Origin of the sequence: Clostridium sp. SY8519, assembly GCF_000270305.1 — a bacterium.
Lineage (GTDB): Bacteria > Bacillota > Clostridia > Lachnospirales > Lachnospiraceae > SY8519.
In genome coordinates, this window is the sequence record NC_015737.1 from 1,851,729 (window position 1) to 1,874,364 (window position 22,636).

Sequence of the window (22,636 nt, forward strand, 5' to 3'; positions counted from 1 at the left end):
AAGGAGAGGCAGTATGGGAAAAGGCGTATCCGTCTTCAGCAGCCGGCGCAGCCGGATGACACTGCTTCTGCTGCTTCTCATTGCGGCCGGGAGCACGGGAATCCTGCTGGCTTTCTGCCGCAAGCCGCTTCCGCCGGTGATTGCAGCGGCGGCCGGTGCAGGAATGATTCTGGTGTGGTACTTTTCGGTCAGACATTTTCTGACAGAAGTGTCTGCGTTAAGCACAAATGTGGACCAGGTGCTCCGGGGAACATCCGGACTGTCCATCCGGAATTCGGAGGAAGGAGAACTGTCTGTTCTGGCGGGAGAGCTGGAGAAGCTGACAGTTCAGCTGAAAACAGAAGCAGATCAGCGGGCAGAGGAAAAAAGGAAAATGAGCCAGGCCATGGCGGATATTTCCCATCAGCTGCGGACGCCCCTGACCGCCATGAATCTGAACGCGGATCTCCTGATGCGGGAGGAACTGCGGCCGGAGGCACGCAGGCAGCAGCTTCACGAAATCCGGAGAAGTCTGTCACGGATGGAAAACCTGGTGGAAGCGCTGTTAAAATTTGCCAAACTGGACGCCGGAACCATTACATTCCGACAGGAACCGGTGGATGTCCGCAGAATGGTGGAAAAGTCGGCGGAGGCGCTGCGGATTCCGATGGAATTAAAGGGACAGGAACTGGAGATCGCCGGGGATGCTGTCTTTTGCGGCGACATGGAATGGAGCGCGGAAGCAGCAGGCAATATTCTGAAAAACTGTATGGAACATACGCCGGAAGGCGGGCGGATCTGTGTCAGAATCACGGATTCTCCCATTGCCGCAGTGATTGTAATACGGGATTCCGGCGCCGGACTTCCGGCTGCGGATATTCCCCGGATTTTTGAACGGTTTTACCGCGGACGGAATTCCTCGCCGGAAAGTGTAGGAATCGGCCTGGCACTGGCGAAGGAGATCATCAGCGGGCAGAACGGGACGATCCGGGCAGGAAATTCCAGGGATCCCGGGGAGCCGGGTGCGGTATTTACCATCAAATTTTACAAAGAAGTAGTTTAACGGAAATCGCGTGCACGAAGGAAAAAGAGCAGAAATCGCGTGCACGAAGGAAAATGAAAAGAAACCGCAGCGCGCGAAGGGAAAGTGACATTTCGGTGACAGAAATTCTTTTGTTCTGTCACCGGGGTGTCATTTTTATTTTATAAAATAAAGACAGAACAGAGAACAGGATTTCTTTCAGCGGATAGCTGCCGCGGAAAGCAGGCAGCAGAATGGATCCGGAAAGAACAGGTATAGGAAATAAGGAGAAAACGGATATGGAAATACTTCGCGCGGAAAATCTTTCCAAGGTATACGGCAAAGGAAACAACCGGGTGACGGCGCTGGACAACGTCTCTTTTTCCATTGAAAAGGGGCAGTTTGTAAGCATTATCGGACCCTCCGGCTCCGGAAAATCCACGCTGCTGCACATGCTCGGCGGTGTGGACCGCCCGACGGCGGGAAAGATCTTCTTAAACGGGCAGGATGTCTACGCGAGAAATGATGAGCAGCTGGCGATTTTCCGCCGCCGGCAGGTGGGGCTGATCTACCAGTTTTACAATCTGATCCCGGAACTGGATGTGGAAGAAAACATTGCACTGCCGCTGCTGATGGACGGCAGGACGCCGGATCCGAAGGCGCTGGAAGAGATGATCGAGACACTGGGGCTGAAAGAAAGAAGGCACAATCTGCCCAACCAGCTGTCCGGCGGGCAGGAACAGAGGGTTTCCATCGGCAGGGCGCTGATTACAGCGCCTGCTGTCGTGCTGGCCGATGAGCCGACGGGAAATCTGGATTCGGTAAACAGCCAGGAGATCATTAACCTTCTGAAAGCGTCCAACCGGCGTTTCAATCAGACACTGATTGTCATTACCCATGATGAAGAGATTGCCCTTCAGGCAGACCGGATGCTGGTCATTGAAGACGGCAGGATCGTAAAAGATGAGAGTTTAAGGAGGTAGGCATGGGGATTTTTCATAAACTTTCCCGAAAGATGATGCGGGTAAACCGTGTTCGGACCATTGTGACAATCATTGGGATTGTCCTGTCCATGACGATGCTTACGGCTGTGATCGAAGGCGCCTGGAGCGGCATCAATTACCTGAAGGAAATGGAAATTTACCAGACCGGCGCCTATACCTGCATTGCCCATGATCTGACGGAAGCAGAAGCGAAAAAGCTGACTTCTCTGGATGAAGTCAGGGCCAGTTCCCTGCTGCGGGAAGTGGGCTGGGCCCGAATACAGTCGAAAAATGAGTACAAACCCTACCTGCGGATTGCATCCGCAGACAGCGAAATCACGGATCTGATGGCGGTGCATATTTCAAAGGGAAGAATGCCGCGGAATACTTCTGAAATTCTGATCCCGGATCATCTTGCGGCCAGCGGTTCCGTGAAGCTGCATGTGGGAGATACACTGCGCCTGAAAACGGGACAGCGGGAGGCAGACGGCCGGATACCGGAGACGAATGCCGAGCTGAAAACGGAAGAAAATACAGCTGAGGTAAAAAGCAGGGAAACGCTGGTGCATGCTTCGGTCCATACCTATCGGGTGGTCGGGTTTTACGCAAGGCCTTCGCGGGATCTGGAGGATCTTTCCTGCCCGGGGTATACCGCACTGACGGTGAAAGATCCGGGAAACGGGCGTGTGACGGCGCTGATTACCGTAAAACACCTGCAGAACATCAAAGCCTGGATGAAGCAGAATCCGGAATTTTTTCAACAGGCCAGTGTTCATCAGGATCTGCTCCGCCTGTACGGTGTCTTCGGAAACGACAGCTGGCGGCTCATGCTGTACGGGCTGGCGGCGGCGCTGATTCTCCTGATTGTGTTTGGATCCGTATCCCTGATTTACAATTCTTTCTCGATTTCTGTCAGTGAACGGACGAGAAAATACGGGATGCTGCGTTCCATCGGCGCCACAAGAAGGCAGATCCGGGCCTCAGTATTCTATGAAGCGCTGCTGTCCGCAGGGATCGGTATTCCGCTGGGACTCGTGACCGGCTGCGCAGGAATCGGAATCACCCTGTATCTTCTGCAGGATAATTTTTCCGGATTCATCAGCGGCAGAACGGGGGCAGCCGTACCGGTGAAGATACATCTGGTGCTGTCGGCCGGAGCCCTTCTGCTGGCGGCTGCCATCTGCCTTCTGACCGTGCTGCTGTCTGCCATGGTTCCGGCCCGGCGGGCAGTTATGCTTTCCCCCATAGAAGCCATTCGTCAGACCAGGGACATTCGCCTGCGGCCGCGGGATGTAAAAACCGGGAAACTTTCCGGACGCAATTTTTCCCTGCGGATGGCAGGAAAGAATTACCGGAGAAACCGCAGGCGGAGCAGAACCACGGTGTTTGCGCTTTTTGTCAGCGTGGTTCTGTTCATAACGGCATCCTCTTTTTCCGCCTATCTTTTGCGGATCACAGAAGTACAGACGGTTTCCGGCGCGGATGTGGCTGTGATATATCAGCCGAAATCATCCGTTTCTGCGGAACAGGCACGGTGGAAGAAATACCGGGGGATCACCGGGGTAAAAGAGGCGGCAGCAGAGATCGGGATGAATAACGTGGATCGTTTTTATACGGACAGAAACAATCTGTCGGAGGATTATCAAAAGTTTAATCAGGATTTTTCAGAAGAAAGTACGTTCAGCGGGAACCTGAGCTTCCTGGATGATGATACGTTCCGGAAACTTCTGGAGGAAAACCATCTGTCCGTGCAGGAATATATGAATGTCCGGGCGCCGAAGGGCCTGCTGGTGAATCAGGTGTTTGCGGCAGTGGATGGAAAGGACCGCTTGCTTCCGCTGATGAAAACAGATGCTTTTCCGGTGAAAGTGACAGCTGAGCGGGTTACAGAGTACAAAAAAGACGGCAGTGAGGTAAGGAAAAAAACAGAGCTTACCGTCGGAGCGGCGATCGGGAAGAAGCCCTGGTTTGAGCAGAATGCTTCCGCTATTTATTACCCGGTTTCTGCTATGGACTCCCTGCTTGGGAAAGACGGCGGAAAGGAAATGCATGAGGCAGGCATGAGTCTTCTGGCCTTCCGGAGTTCGGATCATGGACAGACGGCGGAGGAGCTGAAAAAACTCATAAGCGATGCTGACGAACAGGGGAATGTCCAGGATATTGCGGCAGAGCAGGAAAGCAACCGTATGCTGATTACAGTGGTCAATGTATTTGCCTATGGCTTTATCATTCTGATTTCCCTGATCGCGGTCACCAATGTGTTCCACATCATGTCGACAGGCATCATCCTGCGCAAACGGGAGTTTGCCATGCTTCGGTCCGTGGGAATGTCACGGAAAGGACTGGTGCGGATGCTGCGGGCGGAATGCGCCGGATACGGGATCCGTGCGCTGGCATGGGGCCTGCCGGTTTCTGTAGTCTGCAGTTATCTGATTTACCGTGTGGTAGTTACAAACCATGCGCTGACAGGCATCACATTTTTCATACCCTGGCATGGCATTCTGATTGCGGTGCTGGCAGTTTTCGCCGTGGTGTTTATCACCATGCGGTATGCGGAACGAAAGATTTCCAGGGAAAATCTGATTGACGCGCTGAAGAACGAAACCATCTGACCGGCAGCAGGATTCCTGTATTCCACATATTCAGAACAAACTTTATATACTGAGAACAGCAGGCAGACATTACGGTATAAAAAACCGGAGGTCTGCTTGCGCTTTTTTTGTATGCAGAGTATGATAGGAGCGAATTGAATTCATACCATTCAGGTATGTATTAAACCATAAATTACGTTATGAATAAAAAAATATGACTTTTACAGGCAGGGGGGAAGGATATATGAACAGAAAAAACAGGAAACTGCCCGCGGCGGCAGCCTTGCTGACAGCAGTTATGCTGGGTTCCGGCATGGCAGGAACGGTGCCGGCAGCAGCCGCGCAGACAGAACCGTCGGCAGCTACGCGGGCCACAGGAGCTGCTTCCGCGCAGCAGCTGTGCAGACAGCTGAAAGAGGCGAAAAGCAGGCTGCACCAGCTGGAAAAACAGACCGCAGCTTATAACCGGGGCAGCATCGGCTTTTTTGAAGAAATGAAGAAACAGGGATCTGCGGACGCGGCTCAGGCGCTGCATCTGCTGGCTGACGCCGAATATAAGGACCGGATCCGGACAATCGATAAGGGCGCCTCTGTAAAAGAGGCATCGGTGGATGCCACCTCTTTAAGAAATATGCAGAGGACGTTTCAGTATATGCGCTATTACAATAATCTGCGGCGTTCTCTGGGACTTTCGGAACTGAAGGTCTCCCATTCGCTGATGGCGGCAGCCCAGGCAGACGCGGATTTTTCTGATACCGTAATCAGGCATGCGATGCAGTTTGGCTGTGTTCTGGGAGAAAATGCAGCCTGGAACTATGGGAGCAACCCGTTTCTCCAGTGGTATGATCAGGAAAAGGAAGAATTTGACCGTGTGGCCAGGCGCCTCGGACAGAAAAAGCCCTTGACCGGGAAGGCGGCCTTTGACTATTACAGGGAGCACGCTGTGGAAATTAGTGCGAAGGTGGAAGCGGATAAGAAGCAGATCGGACATTATATCAATGATATCAATCCGGCCGGCACAGTGATGGGGTTCGGCATTACAGACCGGGGAACGATGTATGGCTGGACCACCTATGTCAGAACCTATACCATTGCGAAAGACACGGAAGCGTATACGGTAGATGCCTACGCCTCCATGCTGAATGCCTATGTCAGGAAAGTGACAGGCGCGGTTCAGGCCTGTAAGAAACAGAAGAAAAAGGTGGATGCCCTGGAAAAGAAACTGTCGGATGCTTCGAAGTTTGCTCTGAAAGGCGGTTCGAAAAGCCAGACGGAGGAACTGCTTTCTGTGGTGAAAAATACCAGTGATTTTTCGGACGCTTCCTATCTGCCCATGCGGACATATGGCAGACACACCGGGAAATCCCTGAAACTGTCCTGGAAAAAGGTGCGCGGAGCGAAAAACTATGTGGTTTACGCGGGTACACCCAACGGAACGTATCGGAAGGTGAAATCCACAGCCGGAAGCTCTGCCTCTGTGCGGAAGATTTCCGGAAGCCCTGTCCGGAAAGGGACTTACAAGGCAGTGGTGCTTGCTTATAACAAAATAGGAAAGGTGACTGCTGTATCCCAGACCGTTTTTACCGGAGGGGCAAAGAAGAAAATCCGTGTGAAAACCGCGAAAATCCGGATGAAAAAGGGCCGGTCTTACCGACTGAAGGTTTCTTCCGGGCAATCCAGAAAATACCGCGGCCTGCGTTATGTTTCCACGAATCAAAAGGTGGCGGCAGTCTCCGGCAGCGGAAAAATCCGCGCGGGGAAGCGCGGAAGGGCATATATTTACGTATATGCCCAGGACGGGTACAGTAAGAAAGTTAAGGTACAGGTAAAATAATATGCAAGGAAGAAGCACCCGGATTCCGGTAGAAGAGGGAATTCGGGTGCTTCTGCATCCGGAAACCCAAATGTGATAAGCGTCATGTTTTGCGCAGAATATTTGCGTAAGATGTGGCGCTTTTTGGTGATCGTGATAAAGTATGGGGTATCAGAAACTGAAGATGAGGAAGAAAGGACGATGGAAATGAAACTCAGACAGGCAAAGGGAAATACCTGGTATCTGGAAGACTGGCAGCTGATTCCGCTGTATAGGACAGACTCGCGCCATTGTATCCTGATAGATTCCGGGGATCTGACGCAGCGGGACAGCATCTGGCGCACACTGGAAGCAAATGGAATCCGTCCGGTCGGAATACTGGGAACCCATGTGCATACGGATCATTCGGTGAACCACGGATTTCTGAAGGAGAAGTATCGGATTCCGCTGGCGCTTCCGGCCGGGGAAGCAGCCATCTGCGCAAGCAGTACAATGCTGAAAGCCTATTATTACATGGTTACGGAAGGCCAGATTCATGCCTTTGAAGACTATTCCAATATGCTTGTAAACACGGAGTACAGCATCCCTGCAGGAAAAGAAACGGTTACATTCTGCGGCGCGGATTTTCAGATTCTGCGGACACCGGGACACTCGCCGGATCATATTTCCGTCATCACGCCGGATAACGTGCTGTGTACGGGAGACGCGCTGTTTTCCTCCGACTATCTGGTAAAATCAAAATTACCGTACTTTTTTTCGCTGCAGACAGCGATCGATTCCATGCAGGCATTAAAAAGTCAGAAGTCTGCGTGCTGTATCATGGCGCACTGCGGTGTAACCGAGGCGCTGCTGCCGGTAATCGAGGATAATATCCGCAGCATCGACACATGGGCACAGCGAATTCTGACGCTGGCAGAGCAGCCGCTTACCGTCAGCGAATATATTGCGGCAGTCTGTAAAGAATATTCCCTGCTTTCCTCCAGGCTGTTTAAGACCACCCTTTATGAGCGGAATATCCGTGTGTACATCGAATATCTGACGGACCGTGGAAAACTGACAGAGTACGCGGAGGAGGGAATGACGTATTATGTAAAATCTCATTAAATGTCATAAAATAATTGACAACATATTCTGACGTGCTAAGATAGAAATATAAATATTACATCAAAAAACAAATACATGAAAACAGCAGTGAACGAAATGAAACGCTGCTGACAGAGAATTTAACGGAGGGATACGATGAGAAGAAATGGGATCAAACGAAACCAGCCGGATGGCTATCGTGAAACTATTCAACGGGGAATTCAGGCGGTGCGGCACAGTTCCATGCGGCTGACAGAAGGAGTCGGGACAGAAGAAGAAAAGACTGAGAGACTGCGCAGGGAACTGGAAACTGCGGACGCTGTTGTCATAGGTGCGGGAGCCGGTCTTTCCACAGCGGCAGGGCTGACCTACAGCGGAGAACGGTTTAACCGGTATTTTTTCGATTTTGCGGAAACTTACGGAATACAGGATATGTATTCCGGCGGTTTTTATCCATTTCCGGATGAGGAAACCCGCTGGGCCTGGTGGGCACGTCATATTTACTTCAACCGGTATATTGACCCGCCGAAATCGGTATATCATCAGCTGCTGTCGCTGGTGAATGAGAAAGATTATTTTGTGATTACGACGAATGTGGACCACCAGTTTCAGAGAGCCGGCTTTGGGAAGGAAAGACTGTTCTATACCCAGGGAGATTACGGCTTGTTTCAGCAGGAAGACGTCTCGCTGCAGAAAACTTATGATAATCGGGACTGGGTGATGGAAGCAATGGCGGCGCAGGGATTTGCGCGGGATGAAAACGATCTCTTCCATGTGCCGGAAGACAGAAAACTGCGGATGCGGATTCCGACAGAATTGATTCCGGCCTGCCCGGATGACGGAAGCGCGGTTACGATGAATCTGCGGGCAGATGATACCTTTGTGGAAGATACAGGGTGGCACAGAGCATCTGCCGCTTACGCGGAGTTTCTCCGCAGACAGGAAAGCCGCCATGTGCTGTTTCTGGAACTGGGAGTGGGTGCTAATACCCCGGTGATCATCAAGTATCCATTCTGGGCGTATACGGCGGAAAATCCGAGGGCCTTCTATGCCTGCGTCAACAGAGGTGAGGCATACTGCCCGCGGGAGATTGCAGAGAGATCCGTATGCATCGACGGGAATATTGAAGAAGTATTGCAGAAGATGTTTAAGAAAAAGAACCAAAGAACCTAAAACAATCCTTGACGCAGGGGCATCATATGTGCAATTATTTTAGAAAAAAGGGAAATGAACCCGAAATATAAAATGGAGAATATGACAATGATAGAACGTAAGCGTTATCTTGATAAACTAATTTCCAGAATTGACAACAAGATGATCAAAGTGATTACCGGTGTCAGGAGATCGGGAAAAAGCACACTTTTATTCAATTTGTTTTATCATTACCTGATAAATTCCGGTGTTCCGGAAGATCATATCATTATGCTTTCGCTTGATGATATTGACAACAGTGAATACCGGGATCCGGAAAAATTGTATGCATTTCTGAAAGAAAAAATCCGCAATTCTTCGGAACAATACTTTATCTTTCTGGATGAAATCCAGCTTGCGATTTCTAAAGAAGAACTGAAACAGAAAGATACAAATGTCAGACTGTACGGCGTCCTGAACGGATTGCTGAGAAAAGGAAATGCAGATGTTTTTGTCACAGGCAGCAACTCGAAACTGCTTGCGACAGATGTGCTGACAGAGTTTCGCGGAAGAGGTGATGAAGTTCATATATTGCCGCTTGTATTTTCGGAATATTACCCTGCAGTTCATCAGCCAAAGGAAGAGGCCTGGCGGGATTATCTGCTCTATGGTGGGATGCCGCATATTCTCTCGTTGCATAATGATGAGCAGAAGACGCAGTATTTGAATTCCCTGAACAAAGAGATTTATCTGCGTGACATTCAGGAGAGATATGAAGTGACCAATCTGACGGGTATGGAAGAACTGATGAAGGTCATTGCATCATCAGTCGGTTCATTGACAAACCCTCAGAGAATTTCTGATACCTTTAAAAGTTCAGGAATGAAGGGGATCTCGTCCCCGACGATCAAAGAATATCTTACATATCTTCAGGATGCGGGCTTAATTTCTAAAACGGAAAGATATGACGTAAAAGGAAGAAAATACATCTCAACACCAGTGAAATACTATTACGCAGATACCGGGCTGAGAAACGCACTGCTCGGATTCCGTCAGTTTGAAGAAACGCATCTGATGGAGAATGTTATTTACAATGAGCTGCTTTATCGCGGGTATTCTGTCGATGTTGGTGTGGTACCTGTTCAAACGGCAGAAAATGGGTCAAGAATGAAAAGAAAGCTGGAGATTGATTTTATTGCCAATCAAGGCAGCAGGCGATATTATCTGCAGTCAGCCTTTGCAATCCCGGATCAGGAAAAGATGAATCAGGAACAGGAATCACTGGTTCGTGTACCTGATTCGTTTAAGAAAATCATCGTCACAGGTACGAATTCCCCTCTTTGGAGAAATGAACAGGGAATTACGGTCATGTCGATTTATGATTTCCTTCTGAATGACAACAGTCTTGAGATGTGATTTGCAAAAGCATAGGCGGCAGACTGCAGAAACAAGCAGAAAATATATTCTGGTGCGCAATAAATTAAATACCCCGGTGATCATCAAGTATCCCTTCTGGGCGTATACAGCCGAAAATCCGAAGGCCCGCTACGCCTGCATCAACAAAGGCGAGGCGTACTGCCCGGAGGAGATTGGGGACAGAGCCGTGTGTGTGGACGGGGATATTGGTGAGGTACTTAAGAAATTGAAAATATTTTCTGCAGACGTCGAGGCATACTGTCCGCAGGAGATTGCGGACAGAGCCGTGGGTATGGACGGAAATCCCGGGACAGCACAGAAAAAGCCGGTCTAGGCATCTGCCCGGGTCAGATGGCGGATCCAGGTATAGCTGCGGAATTTGATAAAGGTGGGCAGCCCTTTGAAAATCTGATCCGACTGGATGCAGATGACTACCAGTTCCACCGGAAGTTTCCACCAGAAAGCAGCCATGAAGGACAGAGGCATCACGATGCACCAGGTGCTGATCAGGTTCATCTTCATGGTGAATTCTCCGTTGCCGGCGCCCTGAATGATGCCGAAGCTGACAGGCATCTGATAAGACATGCCGATCATGACGAAACTTAAGATAATCAGCAGATGGTAGGCAATGGTCATGGTGTTGTCATTCAGGGTATACAGAGACAGCAGCGGTTTGCTCAGCAGGGCCAGCAAAGCAGCCAGAATCAGGCCGATTACCACATCGATCACCGCCATGGTGCGTCCGTCGGATTTTACCCGTTCAATGTCGCCCCGTCCGATGGACTGGCCGATCATAGCTGCGGAAGTGGCTGACATGGCGAGAATAACCACTTTCAGATAGGTATAAAAGGTAGTGGCTACCGAGTTTGCGGCGATAGCGTCTGCGGACAGATGGCCCAGAATGGCTGTCTGGAAAGGAACAGAGACTCCCCAGAATACCTGGGATACCATGATGGGAAGGTAGACCTTGGTGTAATCTTTCCGCAGCAGTTTGTCCACATGGAACAGCTCCCGGCAGAACAGATGAAGCTTGGTATCTGCCTTCAGCAGGAAAATGACTACGATGAGGAATTCCACGATACGGGAAATCAGGGTGGCGATGGCGGCACCTTCCACGCCCATGCGGGGGAATCCCAGATGGCCGTAAATCATGGCATAGTCCAGTACGGTGTTTATACCCAGGGATACCACAGAGATGTAAAAGGAGATTCGGACGGTACCTACGGCACGCAGAACGGCCATAAGAATATTCGAAAGGATGAACAGGATAAAGGTCCACTGGATATAAAACAGGTATTTGGCAGCTTCTGAAGTAATGCCGGCGTCATTGGTAAAGATATGGATCACCGGAACCGGCGCGATAGCGCAGAGGGCGATGATGACAATGCCGACGATCAGGCCGAGGCGCAGGGCGATGCCGGTCAGGCGCCGGATGGGATCTACCCGTTTTTCACCCCAGTACTGGGAAGCGAGAGCTACCAGCGCGTTGCCGATGGACAGCGCGAACTGATCTACCATGAAAAAAATCTGGTTGACAGTGGCAGCGCCGGACAGCGCGTCCTGGCTGTAACGTCCCAGCATAATGTTGTCCACCATGTTGACGCTGTAAGATACCAGATTCTGCAGTGCGACAATAATCAGCATGCCGAACAGCGCCTTGTAGAATGTCTTGTCTTTTGTAAAAAATGTTCCCTGTTTTGCGGGCATGAAAGGTTTCCTCCCTGTATAAGTTTCCAAATGTGGAATTTTCGTTTTGTCATGGCTTTTCCGCCATGCGCCGCCAACCGCTCTCTCGATGCCGTTCCCTGACGGTCACGTCCTCTCGATTGCGTTTGTCGCCCTATGAATCCGTGGCCAGTCCTGTCTGCCGGTGAGCAAGTTCCCCGCAGCCACTCCTGTCCACGTCTTCGCATGGCTTGTTAGTCGATAACATTATAAAAGATGATCCGCTTTTTAGTAATCCAATAAAATATAAAAAAAATACCAGTGAAATACCAGGTATACCCTGGTATTTTGTGTTATAGTAAGCAGTAAAAGTATGCAGATAGAACAAACAGAGGAACAAACAGAGGAACGAACAGAAGATTGAACAGAAGAACGGAGCAGAAATGGGCAGACCGTTTGAAGTAAATGGGAAGGAAAGAAACAGAAATGGATTTTGAACGCTATAATAATCAGGTGATCCCGCTGGAGACGATGTCCGGCCTCCACGTGGAATCCGTGGAAGAATTTCTGAACAGTCCGAAAGCGTTGCTGACGATTCTGGACAATATTCAGGAGGGGATCTATCTGATCAGCCCGGACCTGAATCTGGTATATCTGAACCAGGCACAGCGCAAATGGTATCATCTGGACAGGATTTCCCCCGGCGTGAAATGCTATGAAGCCTTTCACAATCGGGAAGAACCCTGTGTCGGCTGTCCGGCGATTCTGAGTATGCGCACCGGAAAGCCCCAGTATGATCTGACCAGATATGAGCAAAACGGCATGGATTTGGGAGTGCTGAGAATTTACAAAACAGCCATTACAAACAGCAGGGGAGAAGTGGTCCTGGTCCTGTGTTATACCCAGAACCTGACATCCATGATTTCGTCAGTGGTTGACCAGGTGGTATATCCCGGCGGCTCCAGGGCCGCAAGGCGGGCGGAGCACCGGGAACTTTCCCCCCGGGAGCAGGAAGTGGCGCAGCTGATACAGAAAGGATATACCAGCCGGCAGATTGCGGAGATGCTGGTGATTTCCAAAAAAGCCGTGGATTTTCACCGCAGCAATATCCGCAGAAAGCTGGGACTGTCCAGAGGAGAAAATCTGCGGTCCTGTTTAACCGGAAAACAATAGAAAGAATCAGATTTGGGAAGTACTCTGTTCTTTCCGAAACTGCCGCGGTGTCATATGGTATTTTTCCTGAAAGGTGCGGTTGAAGGTGGCCTGGCTCTGAAAACCGGAATCCAGATATATGGTGGTAATCGGTTCATCGGTTTCCGCCAGCATGGTGCAGGCGTAATCCAGCCGGATGTCATTCAGATACTGGTTGAAATTGCAGTGGAAGGTCCTGGAAAAAATACGTGACAGGGCAAAGGGGCTGCAGCCCAGATCCTCCGCCATTTTTGTCAGAGTGACAGGTTCATGGAAGTGGGCGGCCAGATAGGTGACGGTCTGGTAGACCAGATCGTGCTGTCCTGTGGATTCCCGGCTGACTAAAGGAATGGCGTTTAACGCGTGTGCCAGGATAATCTGCACAAAGGAGCGGCAGATGACGGCATAGCTTTTTTCCCGCAGATTTTCCCTGGAGATATTGGAAGCGGAAGGAAGCGAACGGGCTGCCCGGCGTTTGGGCATGGCGGCAGGAAGGCTGACACCGGGGGGCGCGTTTTTCAGCAGGTAGTTCAGGGCATAGGGAATATCCGGATGCACCGCGTCTTTTTTGATTACAGGATCCGTGGACTGGGTGACCAGCATCAGTTCCACAAAGGAATCAAAGAATATCGGCTCTGCCAACAGGTCAATATTGCGGCATCCGGCGGGATCGAAGACCTGGCTGTGATGAATCTGATTCGGAAAGACGACGGCAAAGTCCCCTTGCTCCATATGGTACAGATGGGTATCGATGCCAAGCTCCATGCTCCCCCGGGTGATATAGATCATTTCCACAGAGTGATGGAGATGGGGCGCATAGTGTACAGAAGCGAGTTCTGAAATTTCCAGAGAATTCTGGTTTTCTCGATAAATTGGTATCACGGGCAGTCACTCCTCAGGTGTTTGCAAGATTTGATTTATTTTTCTTCTGGTTTGCGAAGTATTATATATTAAAAATGTCTATAATACAATTGTAAACAAGATAAGGATGCACTTAAGGTACAAACTTTAATTGCTTACATATTGTATGAAAGGAGATTTTTATTATGTCAGATATAGCAGCAAAAATGCAGAATGCACAGAATAAAGTAAATTATGAGAAAAGAGAGCAGAAGGTTTCCCTGTGGAAGAGATTTGCGGCTTTTTATCGGGAAGGCATGATTGTGAATGGCAGAGCAATGGCCATGAGAGCAGAATCTTATCCTCGTTTCTGATGACAGACACAGACCCGGGAATACCGATGACACAGATGCGTACTTTTGAAAAGAGCTGATTTACACCTGTGACGGCAATGTTGCCGCAGTCGTGTAAATACAGCTCTTTTTGTGTTATAATAGACAAATCATGTGTTAGAACGAGTATCATATCCCGGAGGAGTCAATGAAGACATTAAGTATCGTCGTGCCGTGCTATAATTCCGCGGCTTATATGAGAACCTGTATCGATTCTCTGCTGACCGGAGGAACCGACATGCAGATCCTGATTGTGGATGACGGATCCGACAGGGATCGGACAGGAGAAATCGCGGATGAATATGCCAGGAACTATCCGGGCATCTGCCGGGCGATTCACCAGGAAAACCGGGGACACGGCGGTGCGATTAATGCCGGACTGGCGGCTGCTGAGGGGATGTTTTTCAAAGTGGTGGACAGCGATGACTGGCTGGAGCCGGAGGCGCTGCGCAGCATGCTTTCTGTATTGAACCGGATGATGCGCCGCCAGGACTGTGCGGATGTGGTGTTCAGCAATTATATCTATGACAACAGAGAGCGGAAGCATACGAAAACCATGCAGTACCGGAAATATTTTCCGCAGCACCGCATGTTTGGCTGGGAAGAGACCCGGCCGCTGGGGCTTTCCACTTATGTCCTGATGCATGCGCTGATTTACCGCACGGCGCTGCTGCGGGAAGAAATCGGACTGCATCTGCCGGAGCATACCTATTATGAGGATAATATCTATTCCTTTGTGCCGATGGCGCGGGCGCAGCGGCTGTATTATGTTGACGTGGATCTGTACCATTATATGCTGGGGCGGCCGGATCAGTCCGTCAGCACAGAGATGATGCTCAGGCGTGTCAGACAGCAGTACCGGATCAATCGTCTGATGATCAAAGCAGCAGAAGACATGAAATCGCTCACCGGCCGGCAGGCAGGATTTTTGACCCATCAGATGGCCCTGATTTTTATGGTAACCACCGTATTGTGTCTCCAGACCCGCCACAGGGACCAGCCGGCGAAGCTGTGGAAACTGCTGCAGGCTTCCAATCCCGGCCTGTATACGATGGTGGCACACAGTGCCATGGGACGCGCGGCCCGGATCCCGGGGCCGGTGGGGCACGGAATCATTCTTCTGGGAAATTATGTCGGCCAGAAAATAATCGGATTTCGCTGATCCGGGAAGCGGGGATCCGCCGGCGGAGAAGGAAAATCCCGCGGGTTATCCGGGGAGTGTACGGAAAGCCGCAAAAGGAAGATCCCGCGGACGACCCGGAGCGATCGGAAAACTGCAGACAGTCAGTGTCCGTACAGCGCAGCAAAGGTGCGGAAAAAGGCCTGGGCATTGTCCGACGGATGCTGCCCGCTGCGGCGTACCAGGCAGAGATCGCTGGTCAGGCTCTCTTCTGCCAGAAGACGCCAGGACAGCTGGGGGGCCAGCGGCAGTACGGAGGTGGGGACCAGCGCGACGCCCAGGCCGGCAGCCGCCCACTGGATGCTGGTACGGGCATCATCGTTGATGCAGGAGTAATCCGGACAGAGCTGTTCCGCTTCCATGGTCTGCCGGATCTGTTTTTCCCAGCGGCGGTAGACGATCAGCGGCAGGTGGTTTAAGTCTTTCAGCGTAACGGGCTGATCGGCGGGCAGATGACGGAAATATTGTTCTGTGCCCGCAGCAGCGAAGGAATCACTGCGGATACGCAGGATATCCAGTCCCCGGGACAGGAAAGGGGTGCGTATCAGCGCCAGTTCGATCCGCTGCCGTTCCAGGGCATCCAGCAGCAGGAAAGTGTTGCTGTCAAAGAGTTTGAACCGCACTTGCGCGTGATCCCGGCGAAAGGCGCGGATACCGGCAAACAGTTCCTCACAGGTTCCGGAGGAAATGATGCCCAGTTTCAGGCTGCCTCCCTTTCCCGCATGCAGGCTTTTCAGATCTTCTTCAGCGGAATCTTTCAGATCCAGGATTCTCTGGGCGTAATCGTAGAGCAGTTTCCCGGCTTCCGTCAGGCGGATCTGGCGGGCCCCTCGTTCAAACAGGAGTACCCCGTATTCCTGTTCTAATTTTCTGATCTGCATCGACAGCGGCGGCTGTGACATATGCAGACGTCTCGCGGCACCGGAAATGGTGCCTTCTTCTACTACGGCAGAAAAATAAGTCAGTTGTTCCATATTCATAAGGATTCTCCTTTGGCAGGTGCGTTTGGCAGGCACGGGAAATGTCCCGCGGAGCAGGCAGTCCCGGGTGAGTGTCTGTGTCATAAAACACTTTCTATATAAAAACAATATACATTTCTATAATATATATATGCTCTATATAGGAAGAACTATGTTATTATAACACAGGAAAGAGAAAACAGATGGGAGAATCATTATGAGAAAATTGCTTGTTTATATGAAAAAATACCGGAGAGATGCCGTGCTGGCACCGGTATTTAAATTAGTGGAAGCCTGTCTGGACCTGCTGATCCCCATTGTGGTGGCAGCCATTATCGATCACGGGATCGCCCAGGGAAACCGCCCTTACATTGTGAAGTGTTTCCTCCTGCTTCTGGTAATGGCAGCAGCCGGCATGGGCATATCCTTCGCGGCGCAGTGGTTTGCGGCCCGCTCCAGCGTGGGATTTGCCACAGAGATCCGCCAACGGCTGTTTGACCACATCCAGAAGCTGTCCTATACGGAGCTGGATACACTGGGCACGGATACACTGATTACCCGGATGACCAGTGATGTGAACCAGGTGCAGAACGGTGTGAACCTGGCTCTGCGGCTGTTATTGCGCAGCCCCTTTATCGTGGTGGGATCCATGGTGATGGCCTTTACCATTGATGTGCGCTGCGCCCTTGTTTTTGTGGTGACGATTCCGGCACTGAGTGTGATTATCTTCGGCATTATGTTTGCCAGCATTCCGCTGTTTAAAAAATCACAGGCCGCCCTGGATCGACTGCTGGGCACCACAAGGGAAAATCTTACCGGTGTCCGTGTCATTCGGGCTTTCTGCAAGGAAAAAGAAGAGGTGCAGGAGTTTGATGCCAGGAATGAAGCCCTGACCAAGATGAATGAGTTTGTGGGAAAACTGTCGGCACTGATGAATCCTGCGACCTATGTGGTCATTAACGCCGCTACAATTTTTCTGATTCATGAGGGCGCGCTCCGGGTGAATCTGGGGGCGATCCATCAGGGGGACGTAGTGGCCCTGTACAATTATATGGCGCAGCTGATCATTGAGCTGGTGAAGCTGGCCACGATGATTATCACGATTAACAAGTCGCTGGCCTGCGGCGAACGGATTCAGAGCATTTTGGAAGTGGAGCCAGGCATGGAATATCCACGGCTGCAGACACAGGACCGGCAGCCCGTGCCGGCCGGCGCAGGAGCAGAAGGAAACGAAGATGCGGTGGCTTTCCATCATGTATCCTTCTCCTATGACGGTTCCGGGGAAGACGCAGTGTCAGATATCGATTTTTCTGTGAAAAAGGGCGAGACTGTGGGAATTATCGGCGGCACCGGAAGCGGAAAAACCACTATTGTAAACCTGATCCCGCGATTTTATGATGTGACACAGGGCAGTGTGGAAGTGGACGGAAGCAATGTCAGGGATTATCCGGAAGGGAAGCTGATCGAACGGATCGGCGTCGTGCCCCAGAAGGCAGAACTTTTTGAAGGCAGTATCCGTGAGAATCTCCAGTGGGGAAAGGCGGACGCTTCCGATGAAGAACTGTGGGCGGCTCTTGCCACGGCCCAGGCCACAGAAGTGGTAAAAGGAAAAGACGGACAGCTGGATGCCCTGCTGGAACAGAACGGCCGAAATCTGTCCGGCGGTCAGAAGCAGCGGCTGACCATTGCGCGGGCGCTGGTCAAACAGCCGGAAATCCTGATTATGGATGATTCCGCCAGTGCGCTGGATTTCGCGACAGATCTGAATCTGCGCAGAGCGGTGCGCGCGCTTGGACAGCGGATGACTGTGTTTATCGTGTCCCAGCGAACGGCCAGCGTACGGACCGCGGACCAGATCCTGGTGCTGGATGACGGCAGACTGGTGGGACGGGGCACCCATGAGGAACTGATGCGGGACTGCGGCGTATATCAGGAGATCTATTACTCCCAGTATCCGGAAGAACGAAAGGAGGCGCAGGCATGAGCAGAGGATTCCGACGTGGCGGCGCGCAGAAGCCGCAGAAAGAAAAACAGAATGCCATGGATACGTCTTCCAGCATGGCAGTGTTAAAGAAAGTGCTGGCAGTCATCGGCCGGTATAAGGCGCTGCTGGCAGCCAGCATTGTGATGGCGGCTGTCTCTGTCATCATTCAGCTGTATATTCCGAATCTGTACGGCGATGCCATTGACGGCATCGTGGCGAAACACCGGGTGGATTTCTCCTTGGTGGCCTGGTACGGGCTTCGCATTGCGGTGCTGATGGTGCTGGCCGCACTGGCGACCTGGATCATGAACATCATCAACAACCGTCTGACGTTTCGGACTGTCAGGGATATCAGAGCCCGGGCGATCCGCCAGATTCAGGATCTTCCTCTGTCTTATCTGGATTCTCACAGTTCCGGGGATATTGTGCAGCGTGTCATCGCGGACATCGATCAGCTGTCGGATGGCCTGCTGTTAGGATTTACGCAGCTGTTTTCCGGGATTGTCACGATCATTGCCACACTGGTCTTTATGTTCCAGAGAGATATCGGAATCACCGTGCTGGTGATTGTGATGACCCCCCTGAGCTTTTTTGTGGCCCGTTTTATTTCCACCCGTTCGTTCCGGATGTTCCAGAAACAGACGGCAGTCCGGGGCCGGCAGACGGCGCTGATCAACGAAATGGTCGGCAGCGAAAAAGTGGTGAAGGCTTTCGGCCATGAAGAAACAGCCTCGGAACAGTTCCGTAAAGTGAACCTGGAACTGCAGGAATACTCCCAGAAGGCGGTGTTTTTCAGCTCCCTGACCAATCCGGGCACCCGGGCGGTAAATAATGTGATTTATGCGCTGGTGGCACTGGTAGGCGCCTTTCGGATCCTGGGCGGCAATCTGACCGTAGGCGGTCTGACCGTGCTTTTGTCCTACGCGAACCAGTACATGAAGCCTTTTAATGATATCAGCTCAGTGATTACGGAGCTGCAGAACGCGCTGGCCTGCGCGGCCCGGGTATTCGCGCTGATCGAGGCGGAACCCATGAGCAAAGAGCCGGATCGGGAACTGCAGGTGGCTCAGGGCAGTGTTGCCATTGAACATGCGGCGTTTTCTTATGAGAAAACAAAACCGCTGATTCAGGACTTTAATTTCCGGGCAGAGCCTGGTATGACCGTGGCGATTGTGGGTCCGACCGGATGCGGGAAAACCACACTGATCAACCTGCTGATGCGTTTTTACGATGTGGATGAAGGGAAGATTTCTGTGGATGGACAGGATATTTACCAGGTGACCCGGCAGTCCCTGCGGCGCGGATACGGTATGGTTCTGCAGGAGACCTGGCTGAAACAGGGAACCGTGCGGGAGAATATCGCTTTCGGACGGCCGGAGGCATCCGAAGAGGAAATCATTCAGGCAGCCAAAGAGGCCCATAGCTGGGAATTTATCCGCAGGATGCCGGAAGGGCTGGACACGGTGATTGACGATGACAGTCTGAGCCAGGGACAAAAACAGCTGCTGTGTATCACCCGGATCATGCTGACGCTTCCGCCCATGTTGATTCTGGACGAGGCGACTTCCAGTATTGATACCCGGACGGAAATCCGGATCCAGGAGGCATTCAGCAAGATGATGAAAGGACGGACCAGCTTCATTGTGGCACACCGGCTTTCCACCATTCGCAGCGCGGACCGGATTCTTGTCATGAAAGAGGGAAAAATCATTGAACAGGGAACCCATGAGGAACTGATGGCAGCCAATGGTTTTTATACGTCACTGTATAATTCCCAGTTTGCCGGCACCGCTTCATGAATGGAAAAGAAATCAGAAATTACGGCTTGCAATGGCGAAAAAGCAGGGCTATAATAGAATTAACAAGTGAACAGCGGGGAGCTTGAGGATGACAGCATCCGGACAGGCTGAGAGGAAGGTACACCTTCGACCCATACACCTGATTTGGATAATGCCAACGTAGGAAAGTCTGGAAATAAGATGAGAATACAGGGAAGACGCCAGTCAGGCGCCTTCCTTTTTTTCGTGTTTTTCGCTGTTTGCACAGGAATGAAAGGAAAGGAGCAGGGACCCGAATGGTACAGATTAACGGAGTACAACTGGACACAGCCGGCAGGACACTGGCGGATTATCTGCGGGAAGCGGGCTATGATCCCCGCGTCATTGCTGTGGAATACAATGAAGCAATTCTGCCCAAAGACAGGTATGCCGCTGTGATTCTGCAGGATGGCGATGTGGTGGAGATCGTACAGTTCATGGGCGGCGGCTGACAGACCGTCTGCAGACCGTAAGACACAGGAAGGGCGGAAGTTCCGGACAGAGTTCCGTCTGGGCAGAAACAGAAAGAAGGAGCAAAATGGAGACACAGGACAAATTAGTCATTGGCGGAAAGGAATTTTCCTCCCGGTTTATTCTGGGATCGGGGAAATATTCCCTGAAACTGATCCGGGCAGCAGTGGAAGATGCCGGCGCGGAGATCGTGACACTGGCGGTACGCCGGGCAAATACAACGGAAAAAGAAAATATCCTGGATTATATTCCGGAAGGAGTGACGCTGCTTCCCAATACTTCAGGAGCCAGGAACGCGGAGGAAGCCGTGCGGATTGCCCGTCTGGCCCGGGAGCTGGGATGCGGTGATTTCGTCAAGATCGAAATCATGCGGGATTCCAAATACCTGCTGCCGGACAATCAGGAGACGATCCGGGCGACAGAGATCCTGGCCCGGGAGGGGTTCGTGGTACTGCCTTATATGTATCCGGATCTGAATGCGGCCAGGGATCTTGTTTCGGCCGGCGCGGCAGCCGTGATGCCTCTGGCTTCCCCCATCGGATCCAACAAAGGACTGGCCACCAGAGAGTTTATTCAGATTCTGATTGATGAAATCGACCTGCCCATCATTGTGGACGCGGGAATCGGCAGACCGTCCCAGGCCTGTGAGGCAATGGAAATGGGCGCGGCGGCGATTATGGCCAATACGGCACTGGCCACAGCCGGGGATCTTCCGCTGATGGCTTCGGCTTTTCGCAAAGCCATCGAAGCCGGCAGACAGGCATATTTATCCGGACTGGGACGCGTGCTGCTGCGGGGAGCGGCGTCTTCCGACCCGCTGACCGGATTCCTGCATGACTGAGGAGGTGTACAGAGCAATGGAAAATGAGTTTATCTTTGACTCGGACCAGATGACGGCAAAGAGCCTGGAAAAAAAGCACCGGCTGGAAACCGATCCCTCCTCCCGGACGGATCATATGAAGTACCAGCCGGGGATGGAACAGATTGACTCGGACGTCTGTGAAAAAGTCATGGAGCAGATGAACAGTTATGACTGCAGTCAGTATACGGCCCGTGATGTCCGGGCGGCACTGGATCATGAGATCTGCAGCATCGAAGACTTCAAAGCACTGCTGTCTCCTGCGGCGGAACCGTTCCTGGAAGAGATGGCGCAGCGGGCACGCAGGGAAACAAGCAGGCATTTCGGCAATACGGTGTATCTGTTCACCCCGCTGTATATTGCAAATTACTGCGAAAACTACTGCGTATATTGCGGATTTAACTGCTACAATCAGATCACCCGTGTGAAACTGACGCTGGAGCAGGTGGAGCATGAGATGAAGGTGATCGCGGACAGCGGCATGGAAGAGATCCTGATTCTGACCGGAGAAAGCAGGGCAAAGAGCGATGTGAAGTACATCGGGGAAGCCTGCCGGCTGGCACGGAAATATTTCCGCATGGTGGGACTGGAGGTCTATCCGGTTAATACAGAGGATTACCGGTATCTGCACGAATGCGGCGCGGACTATGTGACGGTGTTCCAGGAAACATATGACACGGACAAATATGAGACCCTCCATCTGCTGGGGCATAAGCGGGTGTGGCCCTACCGGTTTCATGCCCAGGAACGCGCGCTTATGGGCGGCATGCGGGGCGTAGGATTTTCCGCGTTGCTGGGTCTGTCAGATTTCCGCAAAGACGCCCTGGCCACTGGGATGCATGTGTATTATCTGCAGAGAAAATATCCCCAGGCGGAGATGTCCCTGTCCTGCCCGCGTCTGCGGCCGATTATCAATAACGAGAAGATCAATCCCCTGGATGTGGGGGAGCGGCAGCTGTGCCAGGTGCTGTGCGCGTACCGGATTTTTCTGCCTTATGTGGGCATCACCGTATCTTCCAGGGAAAGCGCCCAGTTCCGCAATGGTATCGTAAAAATCGCGGCCACAAAAATATCTGCCGGCGTGTCAACCGGAATCGGAGACCATGAGAGCAAGTATACCGGCAGACAGGCACAGGAAAAAGAAGGAGACGAGCAGTTTGAGATCTGCGACGGCAGAAGCCTGTCCGGGATGTACGAAGATATGTCCGATGAGGGGCTGCAGCCGGTGCTGAATGATTATCTGTATGTATAAAAACGGAGG

General features: G+C 51.7%; 19 protein-coding genes and 1 riboswitch. Of the genes, 16 read left to right on the forward strand and 3 right to left on the reverse strand.

What is annotated here, in order from left to right:
* Positions 1–13 precede the first annotated feature (13 nt).
* The 8 genes from CXIVA_RS08670 to CXIVA_RS14375 all read left to right on the forward strand — a co-directional run bounded on the left by CXIVA_RS08670 (position 14) and on the right by CXIVA_RS14375 (position 10,351).
* Positions 14–1,042 carry a HAMP domain-containing sensor histidine kinase gene (locus tag CXIVA_RS08670; protein ID WP_013977642.1) on the forward strand — a complete coding sequence of 343 codons (1,029 nt, stop codon included), beginning with the start codon at positions 14–16 and terminating at the stop codon, positions 1,040–1,042.
* A gap of 257 nt (positions 1,043–1,299) precedes the next feature.
* The gene (locus CXIVA_RS08675; protein ID WP_013977643.1) at positions 1,300–1,983 is read left to right on the forward strand and encodes an ABC transporter ATP-binding protein; all 684 of its coding nucleotides are present in this window, start codon (positions 1,300–1,302) and stop codon (positions 1,981–1,983) included.
* Between the two features lie 2 nt (positions 1,984–1,985).
* Entirely contained in the window at positions 1,986–4,595 is a 2,610-nt protein-coding gene (locus tag CXIVA_RS08680) for an FtsX-like permease family protein (protein ID WP_013977644.1), read from the forward strand.
* 223 nt (positions 4,596–4,818) lie between these two features.
* Complete coding sequence (locus tag CXIVA_RS08685) at positions 4,819–6,408, forward strand: Ig-like domain-containing protein (protein ID WP_013977645.1); 1,590 nt, start codon at positions 4,819–4,821, stop codon at positions 6,406–6,408.
* A 180-nt stretch (positions 6,409–6,588) separates the two neighbouring features.
* The gene (locus CXIVA_RS08690) at positions 6,589–7,491 is read left to right on the forward strand and encodes an MBL fold metallo-hydrolase (RefSeq protein WP_013977646.1); all 903 of its coding nucleotides are present in this window, start codon (positions 6,589–6,591) and stop codon (positions 7,489–7,491) included.
* Positions 7,492–7,713: 222 nt separating this feature from the next.
* Positions 7,714–8,643: a hypothetical protein gene (locus CXIVA_RS08695; RefSeq protein WP_347475646.1), complete on the forward strand. Its 930-nt coding sequence runs from the start codon at positions 7,714–7,716 to the stop codon at positions 8,641–8,643.
* Positions 8,644–8,784: 141 nt separating this feature from the next.
* A complete protein-coding gene (locus CXIVA_RS08700) occupies positions 8,785–10,017 on the forward strand; it encodes an ATP-binding protein (protein ID WP_347475647.1) in 1,233 nt (410 codons plus the stop codon).
* A gap of 52 nt (positions 10,018–10,069) precedes the next feature.
* Positions 10,070–10,351: a hypothetical protein gene (locus CXIVA_RS14375; protein WP_013977649.1), complete on the forward strand. Its 282-nt coding sequence runs from the start codon at positions 10,070–10,072 to the stop codon at positions 10,349–10,351.
* On the opposite strand, the gene CXIVA_RS08710 is transcribed toward CXIVA_RS14375, so the two are convergent.
* Positions 10,348–11,724: an MATE family efflux transporter gene (locus tag CXIVA_RS08710; protein WP_013977650.1), complete on the reverse strand. Its 1,377-nt coding sequence runs from the start codon at positions 11,722–11,724 to the stop codon at positions 10,348–10,350. The two genes, CXIVA_RS14375 and CXIVA_RS08710, sit on opposite strands and share 4 nt — an antisense overlap.
* Before the next feature lie 444 nt (positions 11,725–12,168).
* Here CXIVA_RS08710 and CXIVA_RS14235 point away from each other — a divergent pair, with 444 nt between their 5' ends.
* Complete coding sequence (locus CXIVA_RS14235) at positions 12,169–12,855, forward strand: PAS and helix-turn-helix domain-containing protein (protein WP_013977651.1); 687 nt, start codon at positions 12,169–12,171, stop codon at positions 12,853–12,855.
* Between the two features lie 6 nt (positions 12,856–12,861).
* Here CXIVA_RS14235 and CXIVA_RS08720 read toward each other — a convergent pair whose 3' ends face one another.
* On the reverse strand, positions 12,862–13,755 hold the full coding sequence (locus tag CXIVA_RS08720) for an AraC family transcriptional regulator (RefSeq protein WP_013977652.1): 894 nt from the start codon (positions 13,753–13,755) through the stop codon (positions 12,862–12,864).
* 164 nt (positions 13,756–13,919) lie between these two features.
* Between CXIVA_RS08720 and CXIVA_RS14125 the strand changes: the two genes are divergently transcribed.
* On the forward strand, positions 13,920–14,087 hold the full coding sequence (locus CXIVA_RS14125) for a hypothetical protein (protein WP_013977653.1): 168 nt from the start codon (positions 13,920–13,922) through the stop codon (positions 14,085–14,087).
* A gap of 166 nt (positions 14,088–14,253) precedes the next feature.
* On the forward strand, positions 14,254–15,267 hold the full coding sequence (locus tag CXIVA_RS08725) for a glycosyltransferase family 2 protein (protein ID WP_013977654.1): 1,014 nt from the start codon (positions 14,254–14,256) through the stop codon (positions 15,265–15,267).
* Positions 15,268–15,389: 122 nt separating this feature from the next.
* Here CXIVA_RS08725 and CXIVA_RS08730 read toward each other — a convergent pair whose 3' ends face one another.
* Positions 15,390–16,265, reverse strand: coding sequence for a LysR family transcriptional regulator (locus CXIVA_RS08730; protein WP_013977655.1), 876 nt, complete (start codon positions 16,263–16,265; stop codon positions 15,390–15,392).
* Positions 16,266–16,461: 196 nt separating this feature from the next.
* On the opposite strand from CXIVA_RS08730, the gene CXIVA_RS08735 reads away from it, so the two are divergent.
* From CXIVA_RS08735 to thiH, 5 genes are all read left to right on the forward strand, one after another.
* Positions 16,462–18,228, forward strand: a complete 1,767-nt coding sequence (locus CXIVA_RS08735; protein ID WP_013977656.1) for an ABC transporter ATP-binding protein — start codon at positions 16,462–16,464, stop codon at positions 18,226–18,228.
* 74 nt (positions 18,229–18,302) lie between these two features.
* Complete coding sequence (locus CXIVA_RS08740) at positions 18,303–20,027, forward strand: ABC transporter ATP-binding protein (protein WP_347475648.1); 1,725 nt, start codon at positions 18,303–18,305, stop codon at positions 20,025–20,027.
* A gap of 64 nt (positions 20,028–20,091) precedes the next feature.
* Positions 20,092–20,210, forward strand: a riboswitch (TPP riboswitch).
* A gap of 92 nt (positions 20,211–20,302) precedes the next feature.
* A complete protein-coding gene (gene thiS / locus CXIVA_RS08745; RefSeq protein WP_013977658.1) occupies positions 20,303–20,497 on the forward strand; it encodes a sulfur carrier protein ThiS in 195 nt (64 codons plus the stop codon).
* 86 nt (positions 20,498–20,583) lie between these two features.
* Positions 20,584–21,357 carry a thiazole synthase gene (locus CXIVA_RS08750; RefSeq protein ID WP_013977659.1) on the forward strand — a complete coding sequence of 258 codons (774 nt, stop codon included), beginning with the start codon at positions 20,584–20,586 and terminating at the stop codon, positions 21,355–21,357.
* Between the two features lie 16 nt (positions 21,358–21,373).
* On the forward strand, positions 21,374–22,627 hold the full coding sequence (thiH, locus tag CXIVA_RS08755) for a 2-iminoacetate synthase ThiH (protein WP_013977660.1): 1,254 nt from the start codon (positions 21,374–21,376) through the stop codon (positions 22,625–22,627).
* The last annotated feature ends 9 nt before the right edge of the window (positions 22,628–22,636 follow it).

Excerpts from the sequence above, each read along its gene's own strand:
- CXIVA_RS08670 (WP_013977642.1), top strand. The coding sequence starts at position 14 with ATGGGAAAAGGCGTATCCGTCTTCAGCAGCCGGCGCAGCCGGATGACA.
- CXIVA_RS08675 (WP_013977643.1), top strand. The coding sequence starts at position 1,300 with ATGGAAATACTTCGCGCGGAAAATCTTTCCAAGGTATACGGCAAAGGA.
- CXIVA_RS08680 (WP_013977644.1), top strand. The coding sequence starts at position 1,986 with ATGGGGATTTTTCATAAACTTTCCCGAAAGATGATGCGGGTAAACCGT.
- CXIVA_RS08685 (WP_013977645.1), top strand. The coding sequence starts at position 4,819 with ATGAACAGAAAAAACAGGAAACTGCCCGCGGCGGCAGCCTTGCTGACA.
- CXIVA_RS08690 (WP_013977646.1), top strand. The coding sequence starts at position 6,589 with ATGGAAATGAAACTCAGACAGGCAAAGGGAAATACCTGGTATCTGGAA.
- CXIVA_RS08695 (WP_347475646.1), top strand. The coding sequence starts at position 7,714 with ATGCGGCTGACAGAAGGAGTCGGGACAGAAGAAGAAAAGACTGAGAGA.
- CXIVA_RS08700 (WP_347475647.1), top strand. The coding sequence starts at position 8,785 with ATGATCAAAGTGATTACCGGTGTCAGGAGATCGGGAAAAAGCACACTT.
- CXIVA_RS08710 (WP_013977650.1), bottom strand. The coding sequence starts at position 11,724 with ATGCCCGCAAAACAGGGAACATTTTTTACAAAAGACAAGACATTCTAC.
- CXIVA_RS14235 (WP_013977651.1), top strand. The coding sequence starts at position 12,169 with ATGGATTTTGAACGCTATAATAATCAGGTGATCCCGCTGGAGACGATG.
- CXIVA_RS14125 (WP_013977653.1), top strand. The coding sequence starts at position 13,920 with ATGTCAGATATAGCAGCAAAAATGCAGAATGCACAGAATAAAGTAAAT.
- CXIVA_RS08725 (WP_013977654.1), top strand. The coding sequence starts at position 14,254 with ATGAAGACATTAAGTATCGTCGTGCCGTGCTATAATTCCGCGGCTTAT.
- CXIVA_RS08730 (WP_013977655.1), bottom strand. The coding sequence starts at position 16,265 with ATGAATATGGAACAACTGACTTATTTTTCTGCCGTAGTAGAAGAAGGC.
- CXIVA_RS08735 (WP_013977656.1), top strand. The coding sequence starts at position 16,462 with ATGAGAAAATTGCTTGTTTATATGAAAAAATACCGGAGAGATGCCGTG.
- CXIVA_RS08740 (WP_347475648.1), top strand. The coding sequence starts at position 18,303 with ATGGCAGTGTTAAAGAAAGTGCTGGCAGTCATCGGCCGGTATAAGGCG.
- thiS (WP_013977658.1), top strand. The coding sequence starts at position 20,303 with ATGGTACAGATTAACGGAGTACAACTGGACACAGCCGGCAGGACACTG.
- CXIVA_RS08750 (WP_013977659.1), top strand. The coding sequence starts at position 20,584 with ATGGAGACACAGGACAAATTAGTCATTGGCGGAAAGGAATTTTCCTCC.
- thiH (WP_013977660.1), top strand. The coding sequence starts at position 21,374 with ATGGAAAATGAGTTTATCTTTGACTCGGACCAGATGACGGCAAAGAGC.